The 22,355-nt window shown below is 61.0% G+C and carries 17 protein-coding genes; 14 read left to right on the top strand and 3 right to left on the bottom strand.

Going from position 1 to position 22,355, the window contains the following annotated elements; translation table 11 throughout:
- Positions 1 to 69 precede the first annotated feature (69 nt).
- From U1A53_RS07405 to U1A53_RS07395, 3 genes are read left to right on the top strand one after another with little or no spacing between them, the layout of a single operon-like run.
- Complete coding sequence (locus U1A53_RS07405; protein ID WP_322279981.1) at positions 70 to 1,050, top strand: hypothetical protein; 981 nt, start codon at positions 70 to 72, stop codon at positions 1,048 to 1,050.
- Positions 1,047 to 2,183 carry a hypothetical protein gene (locus U1A53_RS07400; protein WP_322279980.1) on the top strand — a complete coding sequence of 379 codons (1,137 nt, stop codon included), beginning with the start codon at positions 1,047 to 1,049 and terminating at the stop codon, positions 2,181 to 2,183. Before U1A53_RS07405 ends, U1A53_RS07400 begins: the two co-directional genes overlap by 4 nt.
- A complete protein-coding gene (locus U1A53_RS07395) occupies positions 2,180 to 2,926 on the top strand; it encodes a hypothetical protein (protein WP_322279978.1) in 747 nt (248 codons plus the stop codon). Before U1A53_RS07400 ends, U1A53_RS07395 begins: the two co-directional genes overlap by 4 nt.
- Here U1A53_RS07395 and U1A53_RS07390 read toward each other — a convergent pair.
- The gene (locus U1A53_RS07390) at positions 2,923 to 3,900 is read right to left on the bottom strand and encodes a hypothetical protein (RefSeq protein WP_322279977.1); all 978 of its coding nucleotides are present in this window, start codon (positions 3,898 to 3,900) and stop codon (positions 2,923 to 2,925) included. The two genes, U1A53_RS07395 and U1A53_RS07390, sit on opposite strands and share 4 nt — an antisense overlap.
- A gap of 178 nt (positions 3,901 to 4,078) precedes the next feature.
- Here U1A53_RS07390 and U1A53_RS07385 point away from each other — a divergent pair, with 178 nt between their 5' ends.
- The 8 genes from U1A53_RS07385 (at position 4,079) to U1A53_RS07350 (ending at position 16,919) form a co-directional block, all read left to right on the top strand.
- Entirely contained in the window at positions 4,079 to 7,792 is a 3,714-nt protein-coding gene (locus U1A53_RS07385; protein ID WP_322279976.1) for an RDD family protein, read from the top strand.
- A gap of 21 nt (positions 7,793 to 7,813) precedes the next feature.
- Positions 7,814 to 9,067: a hypothetical protein gene (locus tag U1A53_RS07380; RefSeq protein ID WP_322279975.1), complete on the top strand. Its 1,254-nt coding sequence runs from the start codon at positions 7,814 to 7,816 to the stop codon at positions 9,065 to 9,067.
- Between the two features lie 2 nt (positions 9,068 to 9,069).
- Positions 9,070 to 9,717 carry a zinc ribbon domain-containing protein gene (locus tag U1A53_RS07375; RefSeq protein WP_322279973.1) on the top strand — a complete coding sequence of 216 codons (648 nt, stop codon included), beginning with the start codon at positions 9,070 to 9,072 and terminating at the stop codon, positions 9,715 to 9,717.
- Positions 9,718 to 9,776: 59 nt separating this feature from the next.
- A complete protein-coding gene (locus U1A53_RS07370; RefSeq protein ID WP_322279971.1) occupies positions 9,777 to 11,552 on the top strand; it encodes an arylsulfatase in 1,776 nt (591 codons plus the stop codon).
- Positions 11,553 to 11,561: 9 nt separating this feature from the next.
- Positions 11,562 to 13,124: a sulfatase gene (locus U1A53_RS07365; RefSeq protein WP_322279970.1), complete on the top strand. Its 1,563-nt coding sequence runs from the start codon at positions 11,562 to 11,564 to the stop codon at positions 13,122 to 13,124.
- 62 nt (positions 13,125 to 13,186) lie between these two features.
- Positions 13,187 to 14,644: a sulfatase gene (locus tag U1A53_RS07360; protein ID WP_345786481.1), complete on the top strand. Its 1,458-nt coding sequence runs from the start codon at positions 13,187 to 13,189 to the stop codon at positions 14,642 to 14,644.
- 124 nt (positions 14,645 to 14,768) lie between these two features.
- Positions 14,769 to 15,779, top strand: a complete 1,011-nt coding sequence (locus tag U1A53_RS07355; RefSeq protein ID WP_322279966.1) for a hypothetical protein — start codon at positions 14,769 to 14,771, stop codon at positions 15,777 to 15,779.
- A gap of 81 nt (positions 15,780 to 15,860) precedes the next feature.
- Positions 15,861 to 16,919: a lactonase family protein gene (locus U1A53_RS07350; RefSeq protein ID WP_322279965.1), complete on the top strand. Its 1,059-nt coding sequence runs from the start codon at positions 15,861 to 15,863 to the stop codon at positions 16,917 to 16,919.
- 90 nt (positions 16,920 to 17,009) lie between these two features.
- Here U1A53_RS07350 and U1A53_RS07345 read toward each other — a convergent pair whose 3' ends face one another.
- On the bottom strand, positions 17,010 to 17,408 hold the full coding sequence (locus U1A53_RS07345) for a hypothetical protein (RefSeq protein WP_322279963.1): 399 nt from the start codon (positions 17,406 to 17,408) through the stop codon (positions 17,010 to 17,012).
- An 84-nt stretch (positions 17,409 to 17,492) separates the two neighbouring features.
- On the opposite strand from U1A53_RS07345, the gene U1A53_RS07340 reads away from it, so the two are divergent.
- Positions 17,493 to 18,962: a sulfatase gene (locus U1A53_RS07340; RefSeq protein WP_322279962.1), complete on the top strand. Its 1,470-nt coding sequence runs from the start codon at positions 17,493 to 17,495 to the stop codon at positions 18,960 to 18,962.
- A gap of 5 nt (positions 18,963 to 18,967) precedes the next feature.
- On the opposite strand, the gene U1A53_RS07335 is transcribed toward U1A53_RS07340, so the two are convergent.
- A complete protein-coding gene (locus U1A53_RS07335; RefSeq protein ID WP_322279961.1) occupies positions 18,968 to 20,491 on the bottom strand; it encodes an arylsulfatase in 1,524 nt (507 codons plus the stop codon).
- Between the two features lie 74 nt (positions 20,492 to 20,565).
- Between U1A53_RS07335 and U1A53_RS07330 the strand changes: the two genes are divergently transcribed.
- Both U1A53_RS07330 and U1A53_RS07325 read left to right on the top strand, forming a co-directional pair.
- Positions 20,566 to 21,648 carry a metallophosphoesterase gene (locus U1A53_RS07330; RefSeq protein WP_322279959.1) on the top strand — a complete coding sequence of 361 codons (1,083 nt, stop codon included), beginning with the start codon at positions 20,566 to 20,568 and terminating at the stop codon, positions 21,646 to 21,648.
- 10 nt (positions 21,649 to 21,658) lie between these two features.
- Positions 21,659 to 22,354, top strand: a complete 696-nt coding sequence (locus tag U1A53_RS07325) for a family 16 glycoside hydrolase (RefSeq protein ID WP_322279957.1) — start codon at positions 21,659 to 21,661, stop codon at positions 22,352 to 22,354.
- Position 22,355 lies beyond the last annotated feature (1 nt).

Raw genomic sequence — 22,355 nt, 5'->3', positions numbered from 1 at the left:
GCAAGAAACGGCTCAGAGTGCCCAAGAGCCGTGTGGAGTTCGCGGCTCTTGAGTCTTATCATGAGCATCATGAAGACACTGACTTTGCGGCGGATGGTTCTGGCATTGGTGGCTGCCTGCCTTTGCCGTGGCGAGGAAATCCCCTCGGAGCCGACGGTGCTGGCGGCGGATTTGAATGGCGACGGCGTGGCGGAGCAGATCTCACGGCGCAAGCTGGGGACGGATGACCAACTCGGCACTTTTTACCAGCTTCTCGTGAAGGACGCGCAGGGAGCCATCCTGTGGAAGAGTCCGGAGGTTCTCGATGTCGATCATCCGCTGGCGTTTGGCGAGTGGGACTTCGGCATCAGTCTGCCGCAACTCGCAGGCGATGTGGATCGCGATGGGAAGATCGAGCTGCTGGTGCCTGCGCCGCAGAGTGATGTGTCTCCCACGTTCTTCCGCATGTTGAAGTGGACTGGCGCAGCCTTTGAGCCGCGACAATCAAAGGCCTTGGTGGGCAAAGGACAGCAGGGCGCGGTGTTTCGCTGGTCGGAGTCGCCATCCACCTCGGCGTATTGGGTGGAGAAATGGATCGGCGCGAGCGCGGAAGGTGGCTGGGTGGTGAAACTGGTAACGCTGCCGGAAAGCGGCGATATGATGACTGCGATTGGCGTTCTCTCCGCGAAGGGCGACGGCTATGATCTCGTGCGCTGGATCGAACCGCCAGCCGCGCTGGGCGGTGGCGATGAATCAGCAGGCGTGCGGCCGGATGCCTACCGCGCTCGGCTGAGCGCGCGCGATCATGTCAATTCGGCGGGAGCGCCGCTCAAGAAGGTGCTGGAGGTGCTGCGCCAGGACCGGGCGAACGTGCATCGCGGCACGCATCGCGACACCGAGGACGATGTGGATGTGTTTTTCCCCTCGGCGGAGAACCGTGAGGGCATGGCGCAGATGCCGCTGCGCGTGATCGGCGGCGCGAAGGCGGAAGCGGCCATTCTCAACGGCACGCCGGTCGTGGAGGTGCAGGTCTCGAACGACGGATTGCAGGTGGAGATCATCACCCCATGAGCACGCCGACGAACCAGACCTGCTGCGCGAAATGCGGTGCCACGCTCGCCGAGGGCGTGCGTTTTTGCGAACAATGCGGCAACGCGGTGACAGCACCACTGCCACCGGCAGTGAGCACGCCTGTGCCTCCAGCGAAAGCGGGCGGAGGCATGCTGTGGCTGCCGATCATCGCGGCCATCATGGCCGGAGCGCTGGGTTTTGCAGGTTACAGCCAGCGCGAGCGGCTGATGGGCTGGTTCAAGCCAGGCCCAAAGCCGGCTTCGCCATCATCTGCAACCCCAGCGCCCGCAGTTCCAACCAAGCCATCCGTGCCAGCGGACCCGGCAGTCGCCGCAGCACAGGATCTGGCGGAGATGACTCTATGGTTTCAAAAACAACCGTGGCTCATCGAACTGAGAAAATCCCTGCCTCGCGGCGTCGGCATGACGATGCATGCGGAGCCGTATGACGCGGAGGGCTGGTCGGATGTGTCGCTGCGTGAGACGCATTCGGCGGATTCGGGCTACGATCCGAATGTGAGTCCGATGATCGGCCTGTTTCGCATTTCCCGCTCAGACCGGCGCATCGAGTGGATGGAGCCGGTTTCGGGTGATTATGTGGCTTTGGAGGTTTTTCTCAAAGATCGCGGCCTGGGCAGCAGCTCCACGGCGAAAGTGCCCGCCACTCCCAAAAGCAGCGCGAGCGGCGTGATGGGTGGTGATTTCGAGTCTGCGGCTCCAGGTGGTCCCAACAGCGACAACGCCGTCATCGTGGCTGATCCGACGCAGAAGGGAAATCATGTGGCCTGCATCACGGGACCGGATGAGATGAGTTTCGATCTTCCTCTGAAGCTCGCGGCCGGAACTGAGGAGGCCACCATCGCACTGCGGATGCTGCACCCGATGAGCTCAAAGCTGATTCGTTTCGATGATGGCCGCACGCCGGAGGGCATCCGCCTGCGCGTGCGGCTGGTCAACGACCTCGGCAATTCCATCATCCGCGACGCCGTGGTGCGGCCCATCGGGCAATGGCGGGAGCTGGAGTTCGCGTTCTACGACCTGCCGAAGAAGGTGGTGAGTGTGAGCGTGGAGGCCATCTGGATGGAGGGCCCGGTGTACTTCGATGACGTGAAACTGATTCCCACAAAACCATGAACCGAGACTTCAAAATCGCCCGCCGCGCCTGGATCGTGGCGCTGGTTTTCTTCCTCGCCTGTTTCATCCCCTCGCTGGGTGACTGGGACATGATGAACGGCGGCTATGCCATGATCGTGCTGTCAGGCTTTGTGTGCATGACAGCGGTGATCACGGCGCTGATGTTCCGCAGCCGCGGCAAGCAGGCCGAGGCGTTGCTGAGCGGCACGGGCGAGTTCATCACGGAGTGGAGCATTCCGGCGGACCTGTGGCGCGAGATCCTCCAACGTCAGTATGAGGAGGAGAAGTCCGCGAAAAAGATGCTGCTGCGCATCGTGTGGTTCTTCTGCATCACGATCGGCGGCGGTTTCATCATCTACGACCCGGAGGCGGGCGTCTGGGTGGCGGCAATGCTGCTGTTCGTCATGGTGGCCACCGGCCTGGCGGCCACGCTGACACCTGGGGCGCGGCTGCGCCGGCTCAGCACGACGGAAACACGCGTTCGCGTGGGCAAAAAATGCGTGATGCTCGGTGACGAGCTGCATTCGTGGTCGATGGTCGGCTCGTGGCTCCAGGGCGTGGATTTGGAGACGGAGGAGGGCCGTTACTGGCTGCGCGTGCGTTATGCGTTCATCACGCGCACCGGTGTTCAGGAGGAACAGGTGCTGCTCCCCGTGCCGCCGGCTGAAATGCCGAAGGCGGAACTCGCCGTTGCTGAATTGACGAAGCTGAAGCGCGACAAGCCGCCTGCGATTCAAGTTTAACGCTCCCATACGAACACCCACGAGCTGCGCCAAGGTTCGCCGGGCACGGCAAACTGAAACAGGCCGCTGCCGGACATGGCATGCACTTTTTCAGCCTTCGGTGGCAACACAATCTCGACTCCGGTGCTGTGATGGCCGTCCTTGGTGCTGCGGAGGCGGAGCTTCAGCTCGCGTTCGGTTTCATTCCGCAGCGTGACCTCGGCACCAGCAGGCAGATGGATGTCACGCACGCCAGGATAGATCGCGGCGGGACCGAAACGGATCACACGGCCGGAAAGCTCGGGATAACCAGCCACTGGCTGCCACGCGAGCACGAACCACACGGCCAGCGCGACAATAGCCGTGCCAGACCAGCCCAATGAGATGCCAAGACCGCGTGTCTGGCGATCCTGGCAGATACGTCCGAGCGGGTAGCCGTAAAACAGATGCGCGACGAAGGCGATGATCACCGTCTGCGAGACCGCACGCAGGCCAAACAACTCACCAAACGGCGTGACCACAGCCATCACCTCCAGCCCCAGGCCAAACAGAACGCCCCAGCCCCAATGTCTGCCGGTCATCAGCAGCGCATAGATCCAGCCAAAGGTGATGCCGTTCGAGATATGGTAGGTGAAACCGACGAGGTCTGTCAGCGGCGTGGCGTGGTCCATGCCTGCGACCCACATGCCGTAAGCGCGAATGGGCGGAAAGGGGTTCAAACCCATGAGGTGCAATGGCACGCGCACGGCGTCATAGCCCACCGTGCCCCACAAACCACCCACGAAGCCAAGACGAAGCCGGCTGGAGAGAAACGTATCGCCACGCTTCGCGCTGATGATCCAGACAGCCGCAATCCATAACACGCAAGGCAGCGCCAGCGGCAGAAGCAGCGCGTTCATGGTGCTGATCCCTGCCACGTGGGCGATGAGCAGCGCGATGGAGCCAAAGCTGGCGATCCACACGGAAATGGGCAGAGGACGGAGGGCGGTGTTCATAGGAAGAGGTGCGCAATTCTGGCTCGGAGGTTCACATTGTCAGCCACAGGCAGTGGCCACACGGTTCCCTCCGATGTCTAAGCCAGCACAAGAACCGGACGTGCTCAAATGCAACCATTGCTCCTCCGTTGTCGCGTCCGGGGCGAAGTTTTGTCCTGCCTGCGGCAAGCCGGTGGTGATGGAATCATTCCCTCAAGCGGTGGATGAGGCCAAACCGGCCTCGCAACGCCAAGGGCCGGTGCATGTCATGATAAGCGGCGGCACTCCACCACCGCCGTTGCCCCCTGCGGCGCTGGCAGACCGTGTGAAAGCCAGCGCGATCGACGCGGCGATCATTTTCGGAGTTGCCTGGTTGATCGGACAGATGATTTGGGTCTCGGCGTGGACGAGCTGGCGCTTTCCGCTGCCCTTTGGTGGTCAGACTGCGACGCTCATTCCATGGCTGCCACTGCTGGTGGCCGCTCTGTATTGGTTCACGGAGGTTGCGGGCGGGCGTTCGCCGGGCAAACGCATCGCAGGTGTGCGCGTCGTGACTGCCGAGGGTGGCAAGCCGGGCTTCGTGATGCTGAAGAAGCGCTGGATGATCAAGATCGGCGTCTTCGCGGGTGCGATGTTTCTCTGCATGGTGCTGTGGCAGATTCAGATGGGGTCGCCCATGCGCAGCGAACCATGGCTGCTGAATCGCCTCGTTTTTTTTGCAGGCGCGGGCATCCAGGTGGCGGTGCTGCTCTCTTTGCTGGGCATGCGCGGTCTTCACGACCGGCTGTCGGGTTGCTCGGTGGCGCGGTTTGATGCCGCGGTGGCGACGCATCCCGCATGGACGGCAGGTGAGCTGCATGTGAAGCAGCTCATTCTCAAAACGCCGCGTCTGCTGCTGCAGTTCGTGAAGAGCGCGAGCGGCATCTTTGACGCGCAGGGGAAGTTCTCGCTAAAAAGGCTGCTGCTCTACCCGATGCGCATGATCAAATCCAAGACGCAGGCCTTCCTGCAAGGCGCGGCGCTCGGTTTGATCATCCACTTCTCCACCGTGGGCCTCAGCGGCGGCTATCATGATGTGGCAAAGTTTCCCACGATGCTGATGGTGCCCACACTGACAAAGACCGCGCCGGCCTCGACGTTCTTTTTCCCCGTCGCCACAGCCTTGTGGGGAACGGTGGCCTCGATGTTCGGTTTCATCATCGGTGTGCTGCGCGGTGGGAACCCCAGGAAAGGCAAAACGCCGCCTCCGCTGCCGGGTGCCGGTGTCGCAGCGGGTGTGCTGGCTTTCCTGGTCTGCGAGGATCTTGTGGCGGATGACTCGGGTCTTCCCGAATGGGGTGCGGATCCCTCCCGCTTCGCAGCAGAAGGCGGCATGAATTTGCTCGGTCAAAGCGCCGTGGTTGGCACCGCCACGGGTGTTGGCAACGCCCTGGGTCAGACGGCTGGCGAGACAGTTGGCGCAGGTCTCGCTCCCGGCGAGGGCAAGGCAGGCGAAGGCTGGATGGTGAAGGACGATGACGGCAAGGAGCACTTCTTTCCGAACAAGGAGGACGCCGACAAATACTGGCAGGGCATCGTTAACGCCGAAAACACCCGCCAGACACAGAACGATTACAAGAACACCGTCGAGCAAATCGGCTTCGTGCAATCAATCCGCGATGGTTTGAAAGCCGCAGGTCGCGACACCAGCGAGCACGACCGCGAAATCGACCGCCTGACACGGGAACGTGACCGGCTGAACAAGGATCTCGCCGAAAAGGGAGCCACCATCTCCTACACCGCCCGCGAGCGCGACATCTGGCGGCCCGATCCGGTGCTGGAGCAGATGGTGCAGCAGCACAAGCAGGAGGCGCAGACGCTGCAGGACATTCACAAGACCGCCGAGGGCATTCGCAACCTCCAGGCGCAGGGCAATCTCAGCTACACCGACGGCCAGTCGGAAAAGATGCTGGAGAAGCTCAATCAGATGTCGAAGGATCTGCTCGCGGGCAAACCACCGCCTTCGGATCAGATCAAGAAAATCCGCAGTCTCGTCGGCAAGGAGATGGATGCCGAAAAATCACGCCAGGAGGCCCGCGACGCGAACTGGGTCAAAGATGGTGCGCAGAGCACCGCACGCGAGGTCTTCACCGGCACGAACTCCGACGGCGAAACCTCCTACAAGGCGATGGCGCTGCGCGGTCTGCTCGGCGCGGCCACCGGCGGCCAGTCGGAGTATGGCATGGAGGTCGCCGAGAAAATGTATGGCGTCCATGACGACGTGATGGCGGGCAAGAGCGGTATGGAGGCTTTCACGAATGCCGCGGGCAAGGTCATCTTTGACGAAGGCGTGGGCCGCGTGATGGAGAAGGGCTTGGCATTGACCGGCAAGACTGCGGGCGCGGCCTACGACGCCACCTTGAAGGGCACCGACTTTGATCGCGCCGCGAAGGATCAGTTGGAGAAAGCGGGCAAATACCTGCAAAAGGACGTGAAGGATTTCGTGGGCGGGCCAAAGCCGAAGAACCCCGATCTGCCCAGCACCAAGCTGCCCGGCCCATCGGATGCCTCGGTCAAGGACCGCACCGATGCCTTTGAGAAAGGCCGCGAGATGGGCGGCAAGAAAGTCGATCAACTCGAAGAGGCGATGAACCAGCATCGCAGCAATCCCACGCCCGAAAGCGCTGCCGATGTCCGGAAGGCACTGGATGCCGTGCAGCAGGACAAACATGCGATGCAGTCGCTCAATGGGCGCACGGGCGACGCGGCGGACAATGTGCGCAAAGGTTTCAGCGAGGATCTCGGCAAATCGTACAACCAGGCGCACGACGCCGCGAAGCAACGCATCGCCAAGGAATATGGAGTCCCCCCTGATAAAGTGAAGGTGGTGCAACCCACCAACAAACCGGGTGATGTGCCGACGCCTGATCCGAGCGGCTTCGCGAAGAAACCCAAGGGCGCGCCGAAAACGCATGGCGACGATTTCGTCCAGACGCCCGGCAAGGTGCCGGACAACGTCAATCCGAAGAAGGCCAGCTTTGACCAGGACGTGACCTACCGCGTGCCGCAGGACGGCATCGACCCGCGCACGGGGAAGCCGTTCAGCGGCCATGTCGATGTGCCGAAGACGGATGCGAAGCGCATCTACAACGAGGAGTTCTACAAAGCCCGCCATGAAGGCAAGCTGCCATATGAAACGCACCCGGACGGCAGTGTGAAGCTCGACGGCAACGGCAAGCCCGTCGTCGATTCAAAAGCCATCAATGACTACAACCACAAGATGGACCAGTCCGTCACCGACCGTCTCGATGCGGAGGCTTACGGTACCGGTGACAAAGACCTGCAAACCGCCACCAACAGCAACGTGAAGGGCCGCGATTTCAGCGATGTCGAAGGCGTGGGCAAAACGATGGAGCACAAGCAATACGAATGGCGCAATGAGGCGCAGAACATGCAGAAGGACGCCACGAAGCTCAGCGAACTCGCCAAGAAGGAGGCTGCCGCCGGAAACCTCGAAAAAGCTGCCGAACTTCAGCACCGCGCGAACAACCTCTCCTCCGCCGCCGAAGGCAAGATGGAGGAGGGCTTCCGCCAGACGACGAAGCAGTTCAAAAACCAGATTCAAGGCCGCGTGGACGCGTTGAACTCCAGCATGGGCAAAACCGTCGCCAATGTGCCGCCGAAGCTCACGGAGGCCGCCGGCATCATGGAGCAGTGCGGCAAGCCCGGCTTCTCCCCGGCGCAGGTGGAGCAAAAACTCGCCCAGATCGGCTACACGCCCGAAAAAGTTGTCCAGCAGATGTCCAGCACGCTGGAGAGCCTGCAAAAATTCAAGCCCAGCGGCCTGCCAAAGCCACCGAAACTCGTCCTGCCACCCAACACCGGGCGCATCCTCGGACAGACGCTCACCAAGGGCGCGCTCGATCAAAACTAACTCTCCATCCTTACCACGCTCATGAACTACGAAGGCAAAGATCTCGTCGCCACCGGCGCGGAACTCGTGGCGGCCTCATCGCTGATCGGCGAGGCCTACGGCAGTCTCTCGCGCCTTCCACGCGTCCTGCCCACGCCCGAGGTCGAGGCGGAAGTGAAGGCGTTTTTGGAACAGCTCTCCTCTGATCGGCGAAACATCACCAACGCCATGATCTCCGCCGTGGCCAATCCAGGCCGTGCTGGCACGCTGCACTACACGCTCGGCGATCTCGAAGTACGCCGTGTCATCCTCGCATGGCATCCCGCCACTGGTCCGGCCTGGACTTTCATGTTCTTCGCCGGCACGCGCTGGCATTTGCGCCTGCTCACATCAGAAGAACTGCTCCACGTGCTCATGGAGGTGCTTCAAGAAAACATCCCGCTGCGCAGCACGCCCTACCGCTGCTGTTTGAACACCGCCTCTTCCCTGCTCTTCCTCGGCATCCTGCACCTGCTTCAGGCCGCGCATCTGCACGCCTGCCTCGGCCATCTCGAATCGCCGATCCACTTCGACCCGTCCGTGCTGCCGGACGTGATGCATGAAGGCAGCACCGAAGACTTCCGCTGGCCGCTCTACTTTTTCGACAAAGGGCTCCCACACTCCGTCGAAGTCATGCCATGGGCCGAGGAACTCGCGCCCGCGCTCGCCGATCTCGTCGCGCATGACCTCATCACGCCGCAAGGCAATGATTACCGGCTCACCACGAACGGATTCGCCTTCGCCGCTGCCTTCAGGCATCATCTCACGAAGATTGGCCTGCGTTTCACCGGTCAAAACGACTCGGATATCGAGACCCATGAAGCCGTTCTGCTTGTTCGCTCGCCACACGACCTGCATCTGCTCGACGTGGGCGGCAAAGAAAGCGCGCTCGCATCCCTCACGCTCGACGACGCCCGCAAACTGCTGGAAGAACTGCTGCGCATCGGTCCCGCCACCGCAGAGATGCCTGTCGCTGCTGCATCTGCTCCTGCACCAGCCGCCAAACGCACCTGCACCGTCTGCGGTGCTCGTTTCGCCATGGAAGCAGACGTTTGTCCGACCTGTGGCACACCCTCCCATCCCGAGGCCGCACCACCACATGCCACCGCATCACCTGAGCCACACCCTGCCGCCACGCCGCCACCACAGCAGAAAGCACCGCCCGCATCCACACCGCCGCTGTGCAAACAGTGCGGCAAACCGCTCGCCAAGGCCACGTCCAAATTCTGCGGCCACTGCGGCGCACCTGCATCCTGATCATGCCCGACTCCAAACCAGCCTTCTGCACTCAATGCGGTGCCGCGCTCACGCCCGGCAATGCCTTCTGTGATCAATGCGGCCACCGCATTGGCACTGCAACACCGCCCTCAACGCAGCCGTCGGCTCCACCTCCCGCCGTCTCCGCTGTTGCTCCGGCCCCATCCAAACAAAGCCCCTCCGCTGTCATCCTGCTCGTTGTCTTCGTCATCGTCGCTGCGGTCGTCGGAATTGGCGGTGCCATGTTATGGGAGAAGTTTAAAACGCCTGTTCCCGAAGCTGCTGCTACACCGCCTTCAAGCGTTCCCGCTTCAGACAAGCCTGCGATCCTCGCTGATCCCGTTGGTGCATTCGATGACAAAGGCACGCCGCCCGTTGAAGTCGCCTACATTCACTTCCTCGACGAGGCACATCGTCTCACCGGCGGCAAAATCCGTGTCGGATCGCCCACCTACACACCCACACGCATCGAGGTCCGCGTCACCGTCAACAACAAGCCCGAAACCGTGGTCTGCCTCGAGAAAGCCAACACGGGCCGTCAGGCCACGGTCGTCGTCGGCCCCAAGGATGCTGGAGCCGTTCGTTCCTACACCCTCGTCCTTGGCCCCGGAGGCTGGACCATCCAGTCGTTCCAGGATCTGGATGGTTGAGTGCGCCTGTCCCTCGCAATCGGCGGCAACAAGCATCTGCCGGCTGTCGTTCGGAAACCATGCGGTTCTTTTTCTTCCTGGTTTCGTCATTCATCCTCCTGCAATCGTCATCCGCCGCGCAGCCGAACGTGCTGCTCATCATAACCGATGACCAGGGCTACGGCGATTTCTCCATCCACGGCAATCCGCACCTGCAAACACCGCACATCGACCAGCTCGGCCGCAGCGGTGTCCAGTTCGAGCGCTTTTATGTGAACTCCTTCTGCGCGCCGACGCGTGCGGCGCTGCTCACCGGACGCTGGCCGCTGCGCACCGGCGTGCATGGCGTCACGCATAACAAAGAAGCGATGAAACCCGCTGAAATCACGCTGGCGGAGGCGTTCGGAGCGAACGGCTATCGCACCGCCTGCATCGGCAAGTGGCACAACGGCGAGCAGTTTCCCTTCACGCCGGGCGGACAGGGCTTTGAGCACGTCTTCGGCTTCAACAACGGCCACTGGAACAACTACTTCGACGCCACACTTCTGCGCGGCACGCAGCCGGAGCCGACGAAAGGCTACATCACCGACATGCTGACCGACGAGGCGATGCAATTCATCACCGCGAGGCAAAAGGAGCCGTTCTTCTGCTACCTGGCCTACAACGCGCCGCACTCGCCCTATCAGGTGCCTGACAAGCACTTCGACAAATTCAAAGCCAAGGGCTTCGAGGACAACGTCGCCGCCTTCTACGGCATGTGCGAAAACATCGACGACAACGTGGGCCGCCTGCTCGCGCATCTCGACACGCTGAAGCTGACCGAGAACACCATCGTGCTCTTCCTCACCGACAACGGTGGCACCGCCGGTGTGAAGACCTACAACGCCGGCATGCGTGGCGGCAAAACGAGCCTGCACGAAGGCGGCACCCGCGTTCCGCTTTTCATGCGCTGGCCTGCCGCGAAATGGACACCCCATGTCGCGAAACCCATCACCTCGCACATCGACTTGTTCCCCACGCTGCTCGATCTCTGCGGTGTGAAAGCTCCGAGCGGCCCGAAAATCGACGGCGTGAGTCTGCGCCCGCTTTTGGAGAACGAAAACGCCACCACCTGGCCCGAGCGCGTGCTCTTCACCCACAATCCCATCAACGAGACAAACAAGTTCCCCGGCGCGGTGCGCACGCAGCGCCACCGCCTCGTGCGCGAGATCCAAGGCTCCGGCGGTGGCTCCAAAGCGAAGGCGAACGACGCCAGCGCCACGCCCTGGCAGCTCTACGACATGCAGACCGATCCCGGCCAAGAGAAGGACATCGCCAAAGAGCACCCCGATCTCGTCAAGGAACTCGCCGCCAAGTATGACGCGTGGTTTGCCGACATCTCCCGCGATGGCTTGAAGCGTTTCGCCATTCCTGTCGGCCACGCGGAGCACAATCCCGTCGAACTCCACGCCCCGCAGGCTTTTTATGACGCGCCGCTGCAATTCGCCAGCGGCCCAGGCTTCGCCAACGACTGGCTCACCGGCTGGACCGGCACGAAAGCTAAGGTGCGCTTCGAGATCGACGTCGTCACCGCTGGCGAATACGACGTCGAACTCGCCTACGGAGCCACCGCGAAAACCATGCTCCGTCTCAGCCTCGGCATGCAAACCCTCGAAGCCCCGATCCCCGCTGCCGAAGCCCCAGAACTTCCCCTTCCCCACCGCGACGAACCCGGAAAATCCCGCTACCGCAACCGCGAGTGGGCGCACTTGAAACTTGGAATCCTAAACTTGAAACCCGGCCCCGCGAAACTCACGCTGGAGACGCTTTCTCTGCCCGGCATCGACTTGAAGCATCTCAAACTCACCCGCCGTTAATTCCAGCCCATGAAGTACCTCGCTGCCGTCTTTTCGTCATTCGTCATTCTGGTTTCGTCATTCGCGGCGGAGCCGCGTCCCAACATTCTCTTCGCCATCGCCGACGACTGGGGTGCGCATGCCGGCGCTTACGGCACGCCGTGGGTGAAGACGCCAGCGTTCGACCGCATCGCGAAGGAAGGCGTGCTTTTCACCCGCGCCTACACGCCGGTGGCGAAGTGCGCGCCCTCGCGCGCCATTGTGCTCACGGGCCGTCATGCGTGGCAGAATGAGGAGGCGGGCAATCACATGGCTTTCTTCCCTGCGAAGCTGAAGAGCTGGCCGGAGGTGCTCACCGAGAAAGGCTGGCACATGGGCATCACCGGCAAGGGCTGGGGCCCCGGTATCGCCAACGACGCGAACGGCAAGCCGCGACAGATCACCGGCAAGCCCTTCAACCAGCACAAGGTCAAGCCACCGGCCACCGGCATGGGCAACAACGATTACGCGGCCAATTTTACCGGCTTCCTCGACGCCGCGCCGAAGGATGGCCCGTGGTGCTTCTGGTATGGCTGCACCGAGCCGCATCGCGGTTACGAATTCAAATCCGGCGTGAAGAAGGGCGGAAAAAAGCTCTCCGAAATCGCCAAGGTGCCGGACTACTGGCCAGATGACGAGATCGTGCGCCACGACATGCTCGATTATGCCTTCGAGGTCGAGCACACGGACAATCACCTCGCCCGCATGATCGCCGAGCTCGAAAAGCGCGGCCAGCTCGACAACACGCTCATCATCGTCACCGCCGACCACGGCATGCCCTTCCCACGCTGCAAAGGCTACGCCTACGAGGACAGCAATCATGTGCCGCTCGCCATCCGCTTCCCCGGCGGCATGAAAAAAGCCGGTCGCATCGTGGATGACTTCGTCAACTTCACCGACATCGCCGCCACCATCCTCGACTACGCAGGCATCGCCGAGAAAGACAGCGGCATGATGGCGATCACCGGCAAGAGCTGGCGCCCTATCATCGAAAGCGACCAAAGCGGCCGTGTCATCGCCGAGCGCGATCACACGCTCATCGGCAAAGAACGCACCGACGTGGGCCGCCCGCACGACTGGGGCTATCCGATTCGCGGCATCGTCACCGACACCCATCTGTTTTTGAAAAACTACGAGCCAACACGCTGGCCTGCCGGAAATCCCGAGACCGGCTACCTCGACACCGACGGCGGCCCCACGAAGTCGCTCATTCTCGAAATGGGCCGCAAAGACCGCGGCGACAAGTTCTGGCAGCTCAATTTCGGCCTGCGTCCCGCCGAGGAATTCTACGATCTCACCGTTGATGCCGGTTGTGCGCGGAATCTCGCGGGCGAGTCCGTTCACACCGAAATTGTGAAGCAATTGCACGAGCGCATGGAATCCGAACTGAAATCACAAAACGACCCGCGCATGGCCGGCAACGGCAAGATATTCGACGAATACCCCGCCACCAACGGCGCAGGATTTTATGAGAAGTTCATGCGCGGCGAGAAGATGAACGCCGGCTGGGTCTCCCCCACCGATTTCGAAAAGGAACCGATCAAACAACCATGAAATCCTTCGCGCTGATCTTACTTTCGTCATTTGCTTCGCTTCGCTCTCCCCTGCGGGGCAGCATGCGCTTCGCGATGCTGGCTGTCTCGCTTTGCTCGGCTGTCATTCCGCATTCGTCATTATCGGCGGCCTCGTCCTCCGAAGCTTTAGCGAAGGATGGAAAGCCGAACATCCTCTTCATCATCTCCGACGACCTCACGTCCACCGCGCTCGGCTGCTACGGCAACAAGGTATGCCAGACGCCGAACATCGACCGCCTTGCGGCGCGGGGGATGCGGTTCACGCGGTCGTATTGCCAGGGCACCTACTGCGGGCCTTCGCGGGCGTCGTTTCTCTCCGGCTACTATCCTCATGCGACGAGCGTGCAGGGCTACATCAGCCCGCGTGCTGCGATTGGTGACCGCGCGACGTGGCCGCAGCATTTCAAGAACGCAGGCTATTACTCCGCCCGCGTGAGCAAGATCTTCCACATGGGCGTGCCCGGTGGCATTGAGGATGGCAGCGACGGCGCGGACGATCCGGCATCATGGACCGAGCGCTTCAACAGCCAGGGACCAGAATGGCAGGCTCCAGGCATCGGCGAGACTTTGGAAAAGAATCCAGATGGCAAAAAGCCCGTCATGGGCGGCAACACCTTTGTCATCATCGCCGCAGATGGCGATGACAGCATGCACTCCGATGGCAAAACATCCGCGAAGGCCGTCGAGCTCATCGCGAAGCACTCGAAGGAGCCGTTTTTCCTCGCCGTCGGCTTCGTGCGGCCACATGTGCCTTTTGTCGCGCCGAAGAAGTATTTCGACCTGTATCCGTGGGAGCAGATGACGCTGCCGGAGAAGGTGCCCGGTGATTGGGACGACATCCCGAAGCCCGGCATCAACTACAAGACCAGCGTGAACATGCAGATGGACGTCACGCGGCAAAAGAAGGCCGTCGCCGGCTACTATGCCGCCGTGAGCTTCATGGACGCGCAAGTCGGCAAGGTGCTCGATGCGCTCGAAAAATCCGGCCAGGCGGGCAATACCATCGTCATCTTCACCAGCGACCACGGCTATCACCTCGGCGAGCACGACTTCTGGGCCAAAGTCAGCCTGCACGACGAATCCGCGCGCGTGCCGCTCATCATCAGCGTGCCGGGCAAAAAGGCGGCGGTGAGTGATTCGCTCGTGGAGCTGCTCGATCTCTATCCCACCACCGCAAAGCTCTGCGGCCTCGAAGTTCCCGCGCGCCTGCAAGGGCGCGACATCAGCGCCATTCTTGACGATCCGAAGACCAAAGTGCATGACACCATCTTCAGCGTTGCGGGAACCAGCAAAGGTCTCATGCTCCGCGATGACCGCTGGGTCTTCATCCAATACGGCGAAGATGCAAAAGGCGGCATGGAACTCTTCGACATGCACAACGACCCAAAGCAGCTCACCAACCTCGCTCAATCGCCAGGGCACGCCACGACCGTGGAGGCATGGAAGACGAAGGTCGCCGCGAAACTGGCGGCAGTGCGCGCGAATGACCTCGGGAAATGACATTTTCAGACCATGAAAGTGGCAGCCACCTCATCACCTCCGCCTTTCACCAAACCATGATCAACCGCTGAGCCGAAACCGAGCCCAGGCGGACGGTTGCATCGGTCTCCAACCCACCACCGTCATGAACCCTCCTCCAGCGCCTCCAACTTCATCATCCCGGCCTAAGACTGGCTGTGCCTGGGCCGCGGCAGGAATGCTGGTCATGGCCGTGGTTATGTTCGCCGCCATCTCCCGGTCCACGTCCTCGACAGCGGCCATTGGCATTCTCTTCATCCCCTTCGCCATCCTGCCCTACGGGCTCGGGTTCTTCATTTTTGGCTGCTGCCTGCCGGATCTGCTCGCTTGGGTGCGGGGAAAATCCGCTGCCCTCTCGGTCTGGGCGAAGCTGCGGGCGCTGGTCGCGATCGTCCTGCCGGTCTGGGGTGCCGCCGAGGTGGTGCGTGGCGTTCTTCTCACCCAAACCGTGAACCGGATCGTGACGATGGACGCGCCGGGCCTCGAACAGTTTCTCGAAACCTCCCTGTTTAAAGAGAACCGCTTCGCCCTCGGCTCTCTGGCGTTGAATCCGAATGCCACCACCGCCCTGCTCGAACGAGTCGCGCAGATGCCCGATCCGGCCCTGCATCGCAAAATGGGCTCGCTCTGGCCCGTGATGCCAGGCAACGGCAAAGGACTGGCCGTCATGCGGCTCGTGGCCATGCACAAAAACGTCTCCGAGAGCGTGCTGGTCATGCTTTCAAAAAGTCCGGACAACTATGTGCTCGGCGATGTCCTCGCCAATCCCAAAACACCTGCATCCATCCTCCGCCAATCCGCCGGTCATCAAGACACTTTGATTCAATACGGACTCGCCGGCAATCCAGCCACTCCCGCCGAGATGCTGCAAAAGCTGGCCGGGAGCAAAGATGAGTACACCCGGGCACGCGTGGCCGGAAACCTGGGCACTCCCGTCGAAACACTCGAAGTCCTTTCGGCGGACAACGAATGGCATGTCCGTCGAAACGTGGCGACCAACAAGAATACGCCGCCGACCATTCTCGAAAAACTGGCTCAAGACCCTGATGAACGAGTGAGTCCGGAGACCAGGCGCAAGGCCAAAGCGGCAGCCAAACGCATCGAGGCGAATCCATAAAACCAACGTATCGCACCTGCCTTGACACAATGGCTCGGGGCTTTCGTTTCAACCTCGAAACCATCGCCCAGCCATCCCGTCATGAAAGTACTCTTCACGCTGCTCTGCCTTGCCACCTCTGTCCTTGCCGGGCCGACCATTGTCTATATCTCCGAAAGCGGCGAAAAACGCATCGCTATCTGGTCGCTGAATGAAACGTCGGGCGAATTGACGCGAGAGGGCGAAGCGCCGCTTCCCGGAGCACCGGGCAGTCTCTCCATCAGCCCGGATCGCAGGCATCTGTATGCCTCCGTGCGCTCGGCGATGCAGTTTGCCACGCTTGATGTCGATGCGAAAACCGGGGCGCTCTCGAATCCGACCTTCGCGGATGCTGGATTCAATGCTGCCTACGTTTTCGCCGATAAAACGGGCCGCTGGCTGCTCGCCGCATCTTACAGCGAGGGCATGGTCGGATTGTCGGCGATCAAGGATGGTCGTGTGACTGGATTGCCGGTCGTCACGGTCGAAACGGGCAAAAAGGCGCACTGCATCCAGGTCGATCCGGCGAACCGTTTCGCCTTCGTTCCACATGTGGGCGAGCTGAACAAGGTTGAGCAACTCCGCTTCGATGCGCAGGCCGGAACACTCACGCGCAACACGCCGCAGCATCTCCCCGGCGGCGAGGGCGAGGGGCCGCGTCACATGCAGTTTCATCCGAACGGCAAGTGGGCCTACTTCGTCAACGAGCAGGGCAAAAGTGTCACGCTGTGCGATTACGATGCCGCCAACGGTACGCTCAAAGCCCGCCAAAGCGTCCCCACCGTGCCCGAGGACTGGCGCACGAAAGGCTCCTGCGCCGACATCCACATCAGCGCCGACGGACGCTTCGTCTATGCCTCGAATCGCGGTCACGACAGCCTCGCCGTCTTTTCCGTGAATGCGCAGACCGGCGAGCTCACACCGCACGGCCAGACACCGACGGAAAAAACGCCGCGCTCCTTCTGCCTCGTGCCCGGTGATCAATTCGTCGTGTCCGCGGGTGAAGGCTCGCACAAGCTCATCGTCTTCCGCCGCAACGCCGAAACCGGCGCTCTCACCCCGCTCAAAACCTACGACTGCGGCAAAGGCCCTGCATGGGTGATGAGCATGAAGTTTGACTGATCCTCTCGTCATTCGTCGTCGAGTTGCACAAGTCGAAGCTGAAGGACAAAACCATTTGCCTTACCGTCTCAGGCGAAGTGATTCGGACAATCACGGGTTCCTGTAGCTGTTTGGACCAACATGCCGCGCATGTTTGGCCCGAAGCGCTTTGTTCAATGGTGTTTCTGCGAAATCGCGCTCGGAAAGCATCACCAGGACACCGTGGGTTCCAACGGCAAGAGTGAGATTCAAGGCCGCCATGACAGTGATGATCATGTGTCCGATGCGTGAAGACGGAAAACGACCTGAGGGCAGGAATGCGGTCCAGAGCAGAAGGCCGGCCGCCACACCCGCAAAGCCCAAGGTGTAAGGGACGAACCAGTCAGGCCCGTTTTGCGGAAAGGCATAGGCCACCATTGGCTCCATCATAATGAAGTAGATGCGGCACAGATGCTGCAACAGGTAGAACGCCGAGTTGACGATCAAGGCCATGCAGAGCGTCATCTTCATTGATGACGATGCTCGTGCGCTGTTTTGGAGCAGTCAAGGAAGACAATCCGTTGAAGATTCATCCGCTTGTCGCGTTCCCTGCGAATGCTCCTCCGCTTTGTCGTGCTCTTCGCTCTCTGTCCGCTGCTCTCCGCCTTCGCGGCGGCGCAGCCGAACATCCTCTGGTTCGTCGTCGATGACATGTCGGCCAACTTCTCATGCTACGGCGAGAAGCTGATCCAGACGCCCGCCGTGGACAAGCTCGCGGCGGAGGGAACGAAGTTCACGCACGCCTTCGTCACCGCGCCCGTGTGCTCGCCGTGTCGTTCGGCGATGATCACGGGCATGTATCAGACCACCATCGGCTCGCATCATCATCGCAGCGGGCGTGGTGAGATGAAGATCCATCTGCCGGAGGGCGTGGAGCCTGTGCCGGCGCTGTTTCAGAAGGCGGGCTACTTCACCTGCATCGGCAGCGGAGTGTCGCAGGTGAAAGAAGGCAAGAAGAAGAAAGCCGGCGGACTCGGCAAGACCGACTACAACTTCGATTACGACAGCACCATTTATAACAGCCACGACTGGGCCGGACGCGGCGAGAAGCCCTTCTTCATGCAGGTGCAGCTCAGCGGCGGCAAACAGCGCGGAGGCACTGATGAAAGGGCGCAGGCGCTTTCACGCAGCGCGGAGCAGGCTTTTGGCAAGGCCGTGCAGCCGGATGACGTGACGCTGCCGCCCTACTATCCGCGTGATCCGGTGTTGTTGCGCGACTGGGCCGCCTACCTCGACGCCGTGCGCTTCACCGATCAGCATGTGGGCCGCGTCATCGCCCGGCTGGAGAGCGAAGGCCTGCTGGAGAACACGCTCATCATCTTCATGACCGATCACGGCATCAGCCATGCGCGTGGCAAGCAGTTCCTCTATGATGAGGGCACGCACGTTCCCTTCGTCGTGCGCGGCCCTGGCATCGCCAAAGGCGCGGTGCGGAATGATCTCGTCATGCAGATCGACATGGGCGCGCTTTCACTCGCCGCCGCAGGCATTCCGCTCCCCGCAAAGATGCAGGGCCGCGACATCTTAGCGAAGGAGTACCAGCCACGCGAGGCCATCTTCGCCGCGCGGGATCGTTGCGATGAAACCATCGAGCGCCTCCGCAGCGTGCGCACAGATCGCTTCCTCTACATCCGCAACTTCCATCCCCAACGTCCGCATCTCCAGCCCAATGCCTACAAGGACGGCAAAACCATCGTGCAGACACTGCGTTCGCTTCACGCGGATGGCAAACTGCCCGCCATCTCCGAATCGCTGCTCTTCAGCCCCACACGCGCACCTGAGGAACTCTACGACTACCAGAACGATCCCTTCCAGCTCACCAATCTCGCCACCAAACCCGGGTTCAAAACCCAGCTCGAATCCCACCGCTCCAAACTCGATCAATGGATGACCGACACTCAAGACAAAGGTCCCGAATCCGAAGCCATGTATGACAGCGACATGGTGGAGTATCTCGGCAGAGACAATCCCGAGGTCGCGAAAAACATCGCGCTCATGAAGCAGTGGGCGAAGGAAGGCAAGTAGCGGGCTTACTTCCTCGTCCGCTCCGCTGCGACGATCTCATTCATCTTCGCGATCATCGTCTTTAACCTCTCCGGCTGCTCCGCGCTCACGTCTTTTGTCTCCGCCGCATCATCCGGCAGATAATAAAGCCGATGCACGCCACCGGCATCATCGCGCTTCTTCTTCGTGACCACGGCTTTGGACGCGCCTTTGTTCTTCATCCGTACGAGCTTCCAGTCACCCATGCGGAGGCCGAGGTTGTTGCCGTTGTTGTCTTGCTGAAGCAAGGCCTCGCGACCTTTCGCACCGGGATCTCCGAGAAGCGCGGGAAGGATGTTCTGGCTGTCGAGGCAGGCGTTTTCGGCCAGCGGAGTGCTCGTCAGCGCCGCAAAACTAGCCGCGAGATCGACGGTGCAGACGACTTCATCAGACACGCCCGGCTTGATGCGTCCAGCCCACTTCGCGATGAAGGGTGTGCGCGTGCCGCCTTCGAAAACGCTGTATTTGCCGCCGCTAAAAGGCCCCGCAGGCTCGTGGGAGCCGAGTTTCTCCACCGCGCCGTCCACATAGCCGTCATCAAGCACGGGACCGTTGTCGGAGCAGAGCACGATGAGTGTATTTTCGGCCAGCTTGAGCCGGTCGAGCGTCTTCATGATCTCGCCCACGCTCCAGTCGAACTCCACGATGGCATCGCCACGAAATCCGAGCGGTGTTTGCCCCTGGAAACGCTCGTGCGGCATGCGTGGCACATGAATGTCGTGGCTGGCGAAGTAGAGGAAGAAGGGCTGATCCTTGTGCGCCTCGATCCATTGGTTCGACTCCTTGATCCACGCATCGCCGAGGTCTTCATCGCGGAAGCGGGCTGCCTTTCCGCCGGTGTAGAAACCGATGCGGCCGATGCCGTTGTGGATGGTTTGGTTGTGACCATGCGTCCAGTTCATGCGCAGCGTGTCGCGATGCGTGAGGCCGGTGGGATGATTTTCATCTGGTGCTTTGTCGCCCACCCACAGAGGGTCTTTCGGGTCGAGATTTTTCACGCGATGGTCGTCCACATACACCTGCGGCACGCGGTCGTTCGTGGTCGGAAGCAGCAGGCAGTGATCAAAACCGATTTCGAGCGGCCCGGGCTTCAAATCGCCATTCCAGTCCGGTTTCGGATCGCCGAGACCGAGGTGCCATTTACCGATCACTGCGGTGGCATAGCCCGCTTTCTTTAAAATCGAGGCCATTGTCTCCGTGCCGGGCTTGATCAGCGCCGGACCATTCGGAGGAGCCACACCGGTGCCTTTTTGGCGAAACGCGTATGTTCCCGTCAGCAGCGAAAAACGCGTCGGCGTGCAGGTGGAGGCGCTGCAATAGCCACTAGTGAAGCGCAGGCCCTCGGCGGCCAGTTTGTCGATGTTCGGCGTCTTCACCGCCTTCGCGCCGTAGCAACCCACGTCGCCGTAACCAAGGTCATCCGCCATGATGACGATGATGTTAGGCTTCGCGGCGAAGAGCGAAGGGCTGAGGGCGAAGAGAAGAGCGAAAACAGCGCGGAATCGGGTCATGCGGTGGAAACGAGCTGTCACGCCGCCGCATTGCGCGGAAGTTTGCCTCAGCGGCTGCGTTTTCGCTTCCTCGCATGAAGCAGATCCTCGTCATTGCCTCCCTGGCCCTTTTTTGCGGCTCCTTGTTCGGTCAAGCCGCCGCCAAGCGCATGATCGGCACCAAGCCGTTGCCAGTCATGCCCGCCGAGGCCTTCACGATGGTCATCATTCCCGACACGCAGAGCTACACAGGCAAGGGCTGCAAAGCCACGCCGACAAGCACCGACCCCGTCACGAATGCGAACCTCGAAACGCAGGTGAAGTGGATTCGCGAGCACCGGGAGGATCAGAACATCGTCTTCGTCAGCCATGTGGGTGACATCGTGGACAAGAACAACACCGACCAATGGTCCGTGGCGAAGCAGCACCTCGATCAACTACGTGGCGTCGTGCCCTTCAGCCTTACTGTCGGCAATCACGACATGACGAGCAAGGGCGACGCGCGCCAGTATCAGCAGCACTTCCCGGCGGCCAGCTTTACCCCATATCCGTGGTATCTCGGCAGCTACGCGCACAGCCGCAAGGGTCAGAACGTCTCCGCGAACAATGTAAACAGCGCCCAGCTCTTCAGCGCGGGTGGCATGGACTTCATCCACCTCAGCCTGGAGTGCAATGCACCTGATGACGTGCTTGCCTGGGCTGATGCGTTGCTCTCGGAGCACGCCACTCGCCGCGCTCTGATCACCACGCACATGGATCTCGGTATTCTCGACAAGCCGAAGACCGAGGAAGGCTTCATCCATGATCCCAAGGGCCGCATGAAGTGGATCAAAATCCACGGCGCACGCGGCAATACCGGCGAGCAGATGTGGAACGAACTCTTCCGCAAGCACGCCAACCTCCACCTCATCTTTTGTGGCGATCAAAGCCGCGTCACCGCGCTGAAGCTCACCACACCCGCTGATGATGGCCATCCCGTCACCTCCATGCTCAGCGATTACATGAGCCAGCCCGTCCTGCGCCTGCTGCGCTTCGTCCCCGCCGAAAACCGCATCCACGCCCTCACCTACGATGTGAAGCAGCAAGTCCTCGTCGATGACACCCCGCACGTCCACGACCTGGAGCAGCACCAGTTCACGCTCGATTACCCGATGAAGTCCGCCATACAATCCAAATGATCTTTCCCCAATGAACCCGCTCCTCATCCTCTTCGCCCTTTGCTCTTTGCTCTCTGCAGCCGAACCCACGCTGCTCTTCTCCGACGACTTCGCCCGCGATGAAGCCACGCCGGGCAAAGAAGACATCGGCAACGGCTGGACCAGCAACAGCGCGTGGCGCGCCAAAGGCCACCAGCAGGTCGATCTCAAGGACGGCGTCATGCACGTCACCAAACACGCCGAGGCCGATCACGGTGTCGCGATCTTCCACAACGTCGAGTTTCAGGACGGAGTTGTCGAATTGCGCTTCAAACTCGGTGAAGGCGACGATCTGGGTGTCGATTTCGTGGATCGCGAATTGAAGACCGTCCACGCCGGTCATCTCTGCATGGCCAAAGTGACGCGACGAGGTGTGACTCTCAATGATTCCAAGACGGGCGTCATGGACTTGAAAAACTACGAGCGTCGCAAAGCGGGTGACAAATCGCCCGAGCTCGCCGCGCTGCTCAAAACCAAGACCAAGTCCTTCAAACTCGATCTCAAGCCCGAAGACTGGCACACGATGCACATCACCGTCGAGGGCGACAAAATGACCGTCAAAATCGATGGCGTGGAAACCGGCAGCTTCAGCAGCGAAGGCATCGCGCATCCGACGAAGCGCATGATCACCCTCGCCGTGAACAAATCCGCGCAGGTGGATGATGTGAAGGTGTGGAAGCTTAAATAAC

The organism is Prosthecobacter sp., from assembly GCF_034366625.1.
Lineage (GTDB): Bacteria > Verrucomicrobiota > Verrucomicrobiia > Verrucomicrobiales > Verrucomicrobiaceae > Prosthecobacter.
This window is presented reverse-complemented; position numbering and strand designations above follow the sequence as displayed.